This window comes from Mammaliicoccus vitulinus, assembly GCF_029024305.1.
Lineage (GTDB): Bacteria > Bacillota > Bacilli > Staphylococcales > Staphylococcaceae > Mammaliicoccus > Mammaliicoccus vitulinus.
The window spans coordinates 2,091,773-2,104,059 of the sequence record NZ_CP118974.1; the positions used below are offsets into that span (position 1 = coordinate 2,091,773).

9 protein-coding genes are annotated in these 12,287 nt (G+C 32.9%); all 9 read right to left on the reverse strand.

Annotation, left to right across the window (positions count from 1 at the left end):
* Positions 1–3: 3 nt before the first annotated feature.
* Positions 4–2,838 (reverse strand): excinuclease ABC subunit UvrA, encoded by a 2,835-nt coding sequence (gene uvrA / locus PYW35_RS10505; RefSeq protein WP_016912673.1) that lies wholly within the window; start codon positions 2,836–2,838, stop codon positions 4–6.
* Between the two features lie 5 nt (positions 2,839–2,843).
* Positions 2,844–4,826 (reverse strand): excinuclease ABC subunit UvrB, encoded by a 1,983-nt coding sequence (gene uvrB / locus PYW35_RS10510; RefSeq protein ID WP_103322540.1) that lies wholly within the window; start codon positions 4,824–4,826, stop codon positions 2,844–2,846.
* Positions 4,827–4,958: 132 nt separating this feature from the next.
* Positions 4,959–5,189 carry a DUF2198 family protein gene (locus PYW35_RS10515; protein ID WP_016912675.1) on the reverse strand — a complete coding sequence of 77 codons (231 nt, stop codon included), beginning with the start codon at positions 5,187–5,189 and terminating at the stop codon, positions 4,959–4,961.
* An 8-nt stretch (positions 5,190–5,197) separates the two neighbouring features.
* Positions 5,198–5,848 (reverse strand): HD domain-containing protein, encoded by a 651-nt coding sequence (locus PYW35_RS10520; protein WP_016912676.1) that lies wholly within the window; start codon positions 5,846–5,848, stop codon positions 5,198–5,200.
* Positions 5,848–6,423 carry a TlpA family protein disulfide reductase gene (locus tag PYW35_RS10525; RefSeq protein WP_016912677.1) on the reverse strand — a complete coding sequence of 192 codons (576 nt, stop codon included), beginning with the start codon at positions 6,421–6,423 and terminating at the stop codon, positions 5,848–5,850. The genes PYW35_RS10520 and PYW35_RS10525 overlap by 1 nt, the downstream gene beginning before the upstream one ends.
* Before the next feature lie 121 nt (positions 6,424–6,544).
* Positions 6,545–7,423: a LysM peptidoglycan-binding domain-containing protein gene (locus tag PYW35_RS10530; RefSeq protein WP_103322539.1), complete on the reverse strand. Its 879-nt coding sequence runs from the start codon at positions 7,421–7,423 to the stop codon at positions 6,545–6,547.
* A gap of 346 nt (positions 7,424–7,769) precedes the next feature.
* Entirely contained in the window at positions 7,770–8,090 is a 321-nt protein-coding gene (gene cccB, locus PYW35_RS10535) for a cytochrome c551 (protein ID WP_103322538.1), read from the reverse strand.
* Positions 8,091–8,531: 441 nt separating this feature from the next.
* Positions 8,532–9,642, reverse strand: a protein-coding gene (gene prfB, locus PYW35_RS10540) for a peptide chain release factor 2 (protein ID WP_103322537.1) whose coding sequence is annotated in 2 segments (ribosomal slippage) — positions 8,532–9,569 and positions 9,571–9,642 — 1,110 coding nt in all. Because the reading frame shifts where the segments join, the coding sequence is not laid out codon by codon here.
* 12 nt (positions 9,643–9,654) lie between these two features.
* A complete protein-coding gene (gene secA / locus PYW35_RS10545; protein ID WP_016912670.1) occupies positions 9,655–12,186 on the reverse strand; it encodes a preprotein translocase subunit SecA in 2,532 nt (843 codons plus the stop codon).
* Positions 12,187–12,287 lie beyond the last annotated feature (101 nt).

Here is a 12,287-nt window from a genome sequence, read left to right on the forward strand (position 1 = left end):
GGATTATGTTCGATCTCTTTCCAAGATCGGTTTTAAATATTTACCAGTATAAGATGCGTCTACTTTCACTATATCTTCTGGAGTACCGGTTGCAATAATTTCTCCACCACCGTCTCCACCTTCAGGACCTAAGTCTATGATATAGTCAGCTGTTTTAATGACATCTAAATTATGTTCTATAATAATGACAGAGTCACCATTTTCAACAAGTCTATTCAATACACTTAACAAGCGTTTAATATCATCTACATGCAATCCAGTTGTTGGTTCATCTAGAATGTATAACGACTTACCGTTAGAGCGTCTATGAAGCTCTGATGCAAGTTTGACACGTTGTGCTTCACCACCTGATAAAGTTGTAGCTGGTTGTCCTAGTTTTACATAACCTAGTCCAACATCAACGATTGTTTTTAATTTTCTATTTATCTTCGGCAAACTTTCAAAAAAGTGATAAGCATCTTCTACAGTCATTTCTAACACATCAGAAATACTTTTACCTTTGTAAGTTACTTCTAATGTTTCTCTATTATACCTTTTTCCATCGCAAACTTCACACGGAACGTATACATCAGGTAGAAAATGCATTTCAATTTTAATGATTCCGTCTCCTTTACATGCTTCACAACGGCCACCTTTAACATTAAAACTAAATCTACCTTTTTGATAACCTCTTACTTTGGCTTCATTAGTTTGACTAAATACATCTCTTATATCGTCAAACACACCTGTATATGTTGCTGGGTTAGATCGTGGTGTTCTACCAATTGGAGATTGGTCAATATCTATAATTTTCTCTATTTCATTAACACCTTTAATAGATTTATGAGCACCTGGTTTAGTTTTCGTATTGTACAATTGCTTTTGTAATCCTTTATATAACACTTCATTAACTAAAGAACTTTTACCTGAACCCGAAACGCCCGTTACACATGTCATAACTGACAATGGAAAGTCTACATCAACATCTTTCAAGTTATTACTCGTTGCGCCTTTAACAGATATTTTTCGTTTCGTTATTTTTCTGCGCTTTGATGGTACGTATACTTTTTCTTTGCCGCTTAAATATCGACCCGTTAATGAGTTTTCATTTTGCATAACTTCTTCAGGTGTACCACTAGCTACAACCTCTCCTCCATGAACACCCGCTTTTGGTCCGATATCCACTAAGTAGTCTGCAGCTTTCATTGTATCTTCATCGTGTTCAACAACTATTAAAGTATTTCCCATATCTCTCATAGATTTCAAAGTGTTGATTAATCGTTCATTATCTCTTTGATGAAGACCGATAGAAGGTTCATCTAATACATATAGAACACCTGATAATCTCGAACCAATTTGTGTCGCCAATCTAATACGTTGCGCTTCACCACCAGATAAAGTTCCTGAAGCTCGATTCAGCGTTAAATATTCTAAACCAACATTGTTTAAGAATGAAAGTCTCTCGTGTATTTCTTTTAAAATAAGTTTAGCAATTTTTCTTTCAGTTTCATCTAAATTTAAATGATCGAAGTGTTCAATCGCATTATAAATTGAGTATCTCACAACTTCACCAATGTGCTGTCCATCAATTTTAACTGACAACACTTTTTCATTTAAACGGTATCCATCACACGTTTCACATGTTTTTTCGACCATGTATTTTTGCATAACTTCTCTAACGTACTCAGATGGTGAATCATGATAACGTCGTTCAATGTTATTTAATACACCTTCAAACGCCATCGTTCTTTTACGTTTCGTTTTAACGCCATAATCTTGATTAAATTCAAACTCAATTTCATCTTCATGTCCACGTAATACAATATTCTTTTCTTTTTTTGTTAATTTATTAAATGGTTTATCCATATCAATTTTAAAATGTTCACAAGCTTGTTTTAATAAAGTTGGATAATAATTTGAACTGATTGGTTGCCAAGGTAAAATAGCACCATCATTTAAACTTAATGTTTTATCTGGTACAACTAAATCAACATCAACAGTTAATTTCATGCCGAGACCATCACAAGATGGACATGCGCCAAATGGGCTATTAAATGAAAACATTCTAGGTTCTAATTGATCAACTGAAAACCCACAAATAGGACAAGCATGATGTTCAGAAAATTTAATTTCATCACCATCAATAATATCCGCTACAGCATTACCTTCAGCTAATTCCAAAGCTGTTTGTAACGAATCTGCTAATCTCGCTTCTATTCCAGGTTTAATCACAAGTCTATCTATTACAACATCGATTGAGTGGTTTTGATTTTTATTTAAATCTGGTACATCATCCACATCTAAAATATCGCCATCAACTTTTAATCTTGCATAACCTTTTTTAGCGATATCTTCGATTAATTTTTTATGCGTGCCTTTACGTCCAGAAATAATTGGAGACAGAATTTGTAATTTTGTTCTATCTTCTAATTCCATAACTTGATCGACCATTTGTTGCACAGTTTGTGATTTAATTTCAATACCATGGTTTGGACAAATTGGTCTACCTACTCTTGCATATAATAATCTCAAATAATCATAAATTTCTGTAACCGTCGCTACAGTTGATCTAGGATTTTTACTTGTTGTCTTTTGATCTATTGATATCGCTGGAGAAAGGCCTTCAATTAAATCTACATCTGGTTTATCCATTTGACCTAAAAATTGTCTAGCATATGCACTTAATGATTCAACATATCGTCTTTGACCTTCAGCATAAATTGTATCAAACGCTAATGATGATTTCCCTGATCCTGATAAACCTGTCATCACAACAAGTTGATCTTTTGGTATTTCTATATCTATATCTTTTAAATTATGTGCTCTTGCACCTTTTACGATGATGGATTTGTTTTTCATCTCAGTCACCTTTCTGCTTTTAGTTCAAATAATATATCTCTTAATTCAGATGCACGCTCGAAATCTAAATCTTTCGCAGCACCTTTCATTTCTTTTTCTATCCGCTCGATTGTCTTTTCTCTTTCTTTTTTCGTAAGCTTCTTCGGCGCTTTTTTCTTATCTTTATCGTTTACTTCATCTGTTTCTACAGTAGCTGATATGACATCTCTAATTTTTTTATTAATTGTTTGTGGTGTAATATTATTTTCTTCGTTATAAGCTTTTTGGGTTACACGTCTTCTACTTGTTTCATCTATTGCCGTTCTCATAGAATCTGTAATTCTATCTGCATACATAATAACTTTACCTTTATCATTACGTGCTGCACGTCCAATCGTTTGGATAAGCGCACGCTCTGACCTTAAGAATCCTTCTTTATCAGCATCTAAAATTGTGACAAGCGATACTTCTGGTATATCTAAACCTTCACGTAGTAAATTAATACCAACTAATACATCGTAAACGCCCATTCTTAAATCCCTTATAATTTCTATACGTTCTAACGTTTTAATTTCAGAATGTAAGTAATTTACTTTAATGCCCGCTTCTTTTAAATAAGTCGTTAAATCTTCACTCATTTTCTTCGTTAATGTAGTGATTAACACACGCTCATTACTTTCTACTCTTTCGTTAATTTGAGCCATTAAATCATCGATTTGATTTTCACTCGGTCTAACTTCTATTACAGGATCTAATAATCCAGTTGGTCGTATAATTTGTTCCACCATTTCATCAGTATGTTCAATTTCATACGGACCTGGTGTGGCAGACACATAAACAAGTTGTTTAGTCTTCTTATCAAATTCTTCAAATTTAAGTGGTCTATTGTCTAAAGCACTTGGTAATCTAAATCCATGTTCAACCAAAACATTTTTTCTAGCTTGGTCACCATTATACATACCTCTTATTTGAGGAATCGTAACATGTGATTCATCAATCATTACGAGCCAATCATCACCAAAATAATCTAATAACGTATATGGTGTGGAGCCTTTAGGACGTAACGTTAAATGAACTGAATAGTTCTCAATTCCCGAACAGAATCCCATTTCTCGCATCATTTCTAAGTCATAATTTGTTCTTTGTTCTAATCTTTGAGCTTCTAATAACTTATTATCTTTTCTAAGTTCTTCTAAACGTTCTTTAAGCTCTTTCTCAATACGTTCAATAGCTTCTTTCATCTTTTCTTCACGTGTTACGAAGTGAGAAGCTGGATAAAATAGAAAATGTTCTCTTTCAGCTATCACTTCACCCGTTAAATAGTTCACTTCTCTAATTCGGTCAATTTCGTCTCCGAAAAATTCAACTCTCACACACAATTCATCTCGTGATGCTGGGAAAATTTCAACTACATCGCCTCTTACTCTGAAAGTACCACGTCTAAAATCAATATCATTTCTCGAATATTGGTTGTCGACAAGCTTTCTTAATAGTTCGTTACGTTCCATTTCCATACCTACACGCGTGCTTACGACTAAGTCTTTATATTCTTCCGGATTACCTAAACCATATATACAACTGACACTTGCGATTACAATAACATCATCTCGTTCAAACAATGCACTCGTAGCAGAATGTCGCAGTTTATCTATTTCATCATTAATGGATGCATCTTTTTCAATAAATGTATCTGTTTGAGGAACATATGCTTCTGGTTGATAATAATCATAATAACTTACAAAATATTCAACTCTGTTTTCAGGAAAATACTCTTTAAACTCACTATACAATTGACCTGCTAATGTTTTATTATGCGCAATGATAAGGGTAGGCTTTCCTACTTGTTTAATAACATTACTCATTGTGAACGTTTTACCTGTTCCTGTTGCACCAAGTAGCGTTTGGTGTCTCTTACCATCCTTTATACCTTTAACGAGAGATTTAATAGCTTCGGGCTGATCTCCTTGAGGTGAATAGTCTGAATGTATTTTAAAAGGAAAATGTTGCATAGAAACCTCCTTAAATTCTGTAATATATAAATATATTTTATCAAAAAATCGTAAAAATGACCAAACATTTGTTCGTTTTATGACTTTTTAAATACAAATAAGAGGAAAAATCATAATGATTTATCCTCTTATCTATCTTGATTCAATTTTATCTACTTTAAGGGTGTCCACTATATAATATCCGACCACTAAACTGACAACATCTAGCATAATGATAACTTCATTATTAAAAAAGCCTTTATATACTGAAACGCCAATTATAATACTGGATACGAGTAAGCCTACCCATTTGTTTTGAGCAATTTGCGTGAAAATAATAACCATTAAACAAGGGAGAAACAAAGCAAGAATCGGCCAAATCATTCAACTCACTAACTCCTTTTTGTTTCACGTTTCTCAAGAATCGTCATTGTTATTTCTCTTAATTCCGAACGTGGAATAAATTTTTCTTGCAACATATCAGGAATAATATGCTGTATAAAATCTTGTACAGATGACAAATGATCAAATTGCATAATCGTTTCTAATGAACTTTCATATATTTCAAAGAATAAAGGTTCTGGATTTCTTTTTTGTATTTCACCAAAAGATTCATAAAGCAGATCAATTTTGTCTGCAACACTAAGTATTTGTCCTTCTATACTATCATCTTTGCCTTCTTGCAGTCTATGTCTATATATGTCTTGATACTGCTCTGGAAATTCTTCTGTTATAAATTTATCTATCATTTCTTCTTCAACTTGAGAGAATAGTTTTTTGATTTCATAAGAGGCATATTTAACAGGTGTTTTAATATCTCCAGTGAATATTTCAGGATAGTCATGATTCAACGCTTTTTCGTAAACAAGTTTCCAGTCTATTTCTTGACCATTTTGTTCTTCAACTGTTGCTAAATATTGCGCAATTTTTGTTACTTTAAAAGAGTGCGCTGCAACGTTATGATCTTGATATTTAAATTTTCCTGGACATCTTACTAATTTTTCTAAATCAGATAAACTTTTAAAATATTGATGTACCCCCATTAATTCTCCTCCTTAACTTGTGTAACTAAGTTGTTCAGTGTCTTTTCAGATAATTCACCTAAATACACTTTTTTTATTTCGCCATTTTTGTCTACAAATAATGTTGTAGGAATATTGTAAGTTTTAAACTTTTTAAGAAAATCATCTTGTGCAACGTAAATGCTATAATTCACATTAACGTCATGAATTAATTGTTCAGCTGGTTTACGTTTATCTTTAACGTTTAAACCAACTAACTCGACACCATTTTCTTTGTTTTTTGCATATTTTACAAGTTCAGGCATTTCTCGTTTGCAAGGATCACACCAAGAAGCGAACAAATTAATAACTGTTATATCATTTTTAGACGTAACTTCTTGTAAATTTGTAGATTCTTCGGTCGCAAACGTCTTAACGGTTTCATCATTTACATTTAATCCTGTAGCAGGATGACTATTTTGAAATGATTGCTTTCCTTGTTGTTCTTTAAATTGATCTTTAGTTTGAAACTTATTAATATCTATTACTTTATATACACTAAAACCAACTATGCTTATTAAAAATAGTACTAATATGATTTTTAACCCTTTTTTCATGTTTTCAAACCTCTATACACTCATTTACGTTTATTATATCAACTATAGAAATAAAAAAAAGCAAATAGTTAAAATTCTTACTTAGAATTAACTACTTGCTTACTTGTTTGTTTATTAAAAACTAGTGAATATAATTATATGCTCCTGCTGCTGATGCTGAAATCGTACGTGATGAAACAACACCAACACCTTGATAATTCATTTCAGAAACTTGAATTGATCCATCAGAGTTTACTCTATCAACATATGCTACATGACCATATCCGCCAGCAGTTGATTGTAAAATAGCACCTGCAGATGGGCTATTATTTACTGTGTAACCTGATTGAGCTGCTGCATTAGCCCAGTTATTAGCATTCCCCCAAGTATTTCCGATATCTGGACGTTTGCTAAATGCATAATAAGTACATTGACCTGAAGTATATAAATTATTGCCACCACCTGAAGATGGTCTGCTATATGAAACAGGTGCTGAATATTGAGATTCGCTATTTGAATTAAAACTTGGCACATCATATGCTTGTGTATTTTCATTATTATATGCATAACCATTTGAAGTTTGTGCATATGCAGTTCTCTTTAAATCTTCTTGTGCTGGTGATGCTGGTGCATTAACTGTTAAGCTTGTCGGCTCAGCCGTTATTTCTGATGGTTCTTCAGCTACAGTTAATTTGTCTCCTACAATAATTAAATCAGAAGATAAGTTATTCCATTCTTTTAATTCTGAAACTGTTATATCAAATTTTTCTGCTATTTTGTAAAGCGTGTCGCCTTCTTGAATTGTATATATATCGTCTTTTAATACTTTTAAATTTTGTCCAACTGTAACGTTGTCGATGTTGTTTAATGATTTAAGTTCTGAAATTGAAGTCCCGTATTCTTGTGCGATTGTTTCCAAAGTTTGTCCGTCTTTAACTTTAATATCTGCTGCGAATGCAGAAGTGCTTGATAATGTAGTTAAAGCTGTGACAGATGCTAAAGTAATGAATGTCTTCTTCATGATGACATATCCTCCCAAGGTTTATATGTTTTTATTTATATTTTTATTTTATAGGGTACTCCCCAACTAATACTGGAAATAATATATCACAAACAAATACCTCATATTTGTTTGTTACAAATTCGTAATATAAACGTTAAGAACCTATAATTTTTTCGACAAAAATGTTACTCAAGACTGTCATAGAAGTATTTAAAAGAGCACTATTATTTGTATTTTTACAATTAATAGTGCTCTTTTTTACTATCATATTCAATTTACAAAGTGTCTTTTATCCCACATCTAATTCCCAATTCATATACTCATTAAATATAATTCATGTATATTAATATGGAAATTCATAGGATTATTTTTGTTCAGCTAACCACTTCGCGACTTCTTTAGCTTCTTTTTCATCTACAACTTTGCTTGGCATATTACCTTTACCTTCATTTATGGTCTTTTCGATATCTGCTTCAGACATTTTAGAACCAACTTTTTTCAAAGACGGTCCTGAAGCACCCTCAAGATCTTTACCGTGACAACCAACACAAGAATTGTTTTTAAAAATTTCTTCCCCTTTTGAACTATGTTCTTCTGTTTTGTTATCATCGTTCGACTGACCACAACCAGCAAAAATTAACGCCGATAATGCTAATACAGAAATCATGCCCATTTTGATTTTCATATGTAACACCCCATTCATTATATTATCAAGTATATTTTATCATGATATTCAGAATTTCGACATCCTTTTGTGCGAAAATTCACAAAATAAATTGTGTCTATTTATATATAAAGAAAAAGGTTTGGGACATAAATTCCAACTTAAAATATACAGACGTTCTATGTTGCTTGTTTAGTCAGTCTTGCAACATTTATCATGTTCTTAAAAGAACAAATGAAAAAATATTATAGAAATGAATATCCTCCACGATTTTGTAAAGTGCTGACGCCCGGGGGAATAGTATGCGTGAGAGACTACAGGCTCGAACCATACCCCCAGGCAAGCATGCACGAACAAAATCGTGAGATTTTAAAATAAAAAAGATTTCTTCACTAGGCTTAACTAATGAAGAAATCTTTTATTTTGAGAATGGTTCTTTATGTCGCAGACTCCATTTTTTTATTATTTTTCATCTATCTGACTTCTTAAGTATGCATCTATAAATGGTTCGATATGCCCATCCATCACTGCATTCGTGTTACCTGTTTCTTCATTGGTTCTATGGTCTTTAACCATAGCATATGGGTGAAATACATAAGAACGTATTTGGCTTCCCCATCCAATTTCTTTTTGCTCGCCTCTAATTTCATCAAGCGCTGCTGCTTGTTCTTCAAGCTCTTTTTGATATAGTTTAGCTTTCAACATTTTCATCGCTTGTTCTCTGTTTTTAATTTGAGATCTTTCATTTTGACAAGTTACGACAATTCCTGTTGGTTGATGTGTAATACGTACAGCTGAATCAGTCGTGTTAACGTGCTGTCCACCTGCTCCTGAAGCTCTATACGTATCAACTGTAATATCTTCAGAATTAACTTCGATTTCAATTTTATCATTATCAAATTCAGGTGTAACATCACATGAAACGAAAGAAGTATGCCTTCTGCCAGATGAATCAAATGGAGATATGCGCACTAATCTATGAACACCTTTTTCAGCTTTTAGATAACCATAAGCATTATGTCCTTTAACTAGAATCGTAACACTCTTAATTCCAGCTTCATCACCAGATTGATAATCTAACGTTTCAACTTTGAATCCTTTTTGTTCAGCGAAACGTTGATACATTCGAAGTAACATAGATCCCCAATCTTGTGATTCAGTTCCACCTGCTCCTGGATGTAACTCTAAAATAGCATTGTTTTCATCGTGTTCTCCATTAAGCAATAACTTCAACTCAAATTGATCAATATCGCTTTGGAGTGTTTTTAAATCTTGCTCCAAACTTTCATGCATATCTTCATCATACTCTTCTTGAAGAAGTTCAACAGTAGTTAGTAAATCGTCAGTTTGATGCGCTAATTTATGAAAATCTCCCACTACTGATTTTAAAGCGTTATTTTTATTAATAATATCTTGCGCTTTATTTTGGTCATCCCAAAAGCTTGGATCAACCATCATCTCTTCATATTCTTGAATGTTAGTCTCTTTGTTTTCTAAGTCAAAGAGACCCCCTGATATTCATTAATTTCTCATTATTTTTATTTAATGTTTGTCTAATTTCAGTTAATTCCATAACTTTACTCCTTTATGATTGGCCGTGACAGTTTTTATATTTTTTTCCACTTCCACACGGACATGGGTCATTACGACCTATTTGTTCATCTTTAACGATTGGTTTAGGTTTAACTTTTTCTTTACCATCGTTTGCACCAACGTGTTTAGCTTCACCTATTTCAACTTGTTCACGTTCAACTTGTTCGCCACGATCAATTGTTGATTTAAGAATATATTTACTAACTTCATCTTCTATTTCATTCAACATCGTTTCAAATAAATCTAAACCTTCATTTTGATATTCACGAAGTGGATTGATTTGACCATAAGATCTTAAATGAATACCTGTACGTAATTGATCCATTGTATCGATATGATCTGTCCACTTACGATCAATCGTTCTTAAGACAATCATGCGTTCAAATTCAGACATTTGATCTCCAAAGTCTTCTTGTTGCGCATTATATTGTTCTTTAATTTTTTCCAATACAATTTCTACGATGTCTTCATAGTCTCTACCACGAATATCATCTGCTTTAATGACATCTTGGTGTAAATAAGAATCTTCAACAAATTGTACAAGTGCTTCATAATCAATTTCTTCTTCATTAGTCGCTAAGTGATAATTAATGCCACGTTCAAGAGAAGACTTAATCATATCTTTAACAATATCTTGCACATCTTCTTTTTCGATAATATCATTACGCTCTCCGTAAATGATTTCACGTTGTTTTCTTAATACATCATCATATTCTAACAGACGTTTACGCGCATCGAAGTTGTTACCTTCAACACGTTTTTGAGCTGATTCAACCGCTCTAGATACCATTTTAGATTCTATCGGTGTATCGTCGTCCATTCCTAATTTACCCATCAATGATTGCATGCGTTCAGAGCCGAATCTTACCATTAACTCATCTTCTAATGATAGGTAGAATCTACTGCGACCTACGTCACCTTGACGACCAGAACGACCTCTAAGTTGGTCATCGATACGTCTAGATTCATGTCGCTCAGTACCGATTACAGCTAGTCCGCCTACTTCAACAACACCATCGCCTAGCTTGATGTCTGTACCACGACCAGCCATGTTTGTTGCGATCGTTACCGCGCCTTTTTGACCTGCATTTAAAATGATGTCCGCTTCACGTTCATGGTTTTTAGCATTTAAGACATTATGTCTAACGCCTTTTTTCTTTAATAATTGTGAAATGTATTCACTTGTTTCTACAGCTACAGTACCTAATAATACTGGCTGTCCTTTTTTGTGAAATTCAATAACGTCTTTTACAACAGCATCGAATTTACCTTTTTGAGATGAGAAAATTAAATCTGCTTCATCTAGACGTTGTATCGGTCTATTTGTTGGTATTTGAGTAACAGTCATATTATAAATATTTCTAAATTCTTCTTCTTCTGTCTTAGCTGTACCAGTCATACCAGATAATTTATTGTACATTCTAAAGAAGTTTTGGAATGTAATAGAAGCCATTGTTTTTGATTCATTTTGAATTTCTAAACCTTCTTTAGCTTCTATTGCTTGGTGTAAACCGTCTGAGAATCGACGTCCAGGCATTGTACGACCAGTAAATTGGTCAACAATCATAATTTCGCCATCTTCAACAACATAATCTTTATCTTTAAACATTGTTTTGTTTGCTTTTAAAGCTATATTAATGTGATGCATTAAGTTTACATTTTTAACATCGAATAAATTTTCTATTTTGAACATGCGTTCAGCTTTATCAATACCTTGTTCCGTTAATGTAATGGCTTTAGTCTTCTCGTCATAACTGTAGTCATCTTCACCTTTAAGCATTTTTACAAACACGTTTGCTTGAGTGTATAAAGTTGTTGATTTTTCAGCTTCACCAGAAATGATTAATGGTGTTCGCGCTTCATCAATTAAAATTGAATCGACCTCATCAATAATTGCAAAGTTTAAAGGTCTCATAACACGGTCTTTTTTATAAGTAACCATGTTATCTCTCAAATAATCAAATCCAAGCTCATTATTTGTACTATACGTAATATCTGAAGCGTATGCTTCACGTTTTTGATCCGTATCCATTGAGTTTAAATTTAGACCTACTGATAATCCTAAGAAATTATACAATTGAGCCATTTCTTCACTTTGTGAACTTGATAAATATTCGTTGACTGTAACAACGTGAACGCCTCTACCTGTTAATGCATTTAAATATACAGGCATCGTTGCTGTTAATGTTTTACCTTCACCAGTCTTCATTTCAGAAATATCTCCACGATGAATAGCAATACCACCCATAATTTGCACTCTAAAAGGTGTCATTTTGAATACTCGTGTTGAAGCCTCTCTAACGATTGCATAGGCTTCTGGCAATATTTTCTCTAAGTATTTTTCTTGCTTTTTATAATCTTCTATTTCAGCTAATTCTTTTTTAAATTGTTCTGTCTTTTCTCTTAATTGTTCATCTGTTAATTTAGCAATTTCGTCCTCTAAATTAATGACTTGATCTGCTAACTTTCCGAGTGATTTTACAACTCGTTTGTTACCATCAGCTATTTTTGATAAAAAACCCATTTTGTTCTCTCCTTCAACTAGGAAACTAGTAATCTTACAACAATATATCATAACACTTTTATCTCTCTTTTTATACTATTTAAGATTACCACCTCTGTAAA

Coding starts and splice junctions, on each gene's coding strand:
- PYW35_RS10530 (WP_103322539.1), bottom strand. CDS start 7,423: ATGAAGAAGACATTCATTACTTTAGCATCTGTCACAGCTTTAACTACA.
- uvrB (WP_103322540.1), bottom strand. CDS start 4,826: ATGCAACATTTTCCTTTTAAAATACATTCAGACTATTCACCTCAAGGA.
- PYW35_RS10520 (WP_016912676.1), bottom strand. CDS start 5,848: ATGGGGGTACATCAATATTTTAAAAGTTTATCTGATTTAGAAAAATTA.
- cccB (WP_103322538.1), bottom strand. CDS start 8,090: ATGAAAATCAAAATGGGCATGATTTCTGTATTAGCATTATCGGCGTTA.
- secA (WP_016912670.1), bottom strand. CDS start 12,186: ATGGGTTTTTTATCAAAAATAGCTGATGGTAACAAACGAGTTGTAAAA.
- PYW35_RS10515 (WP_016912675.1), bottom strand. CDS start 5,189: ATGATTTGGCCGATTCTTGCTTTGTTTCTCCCTTGTTTAATGGTTATT.
- PYW35_RS10525 (WP_016912677.1), bottom strand. CDS start 6,423: ATGAAAAAAGGGTTAAAAATCATATTAGTACTATTTTTAATAAGCATA.
- uvrA (WP_016912673.1), bottom strand. CDS start 2,838: ATGAAAAACAAATCCATCATCGTAAAAGGTGCAAGAGCACATAATTTA.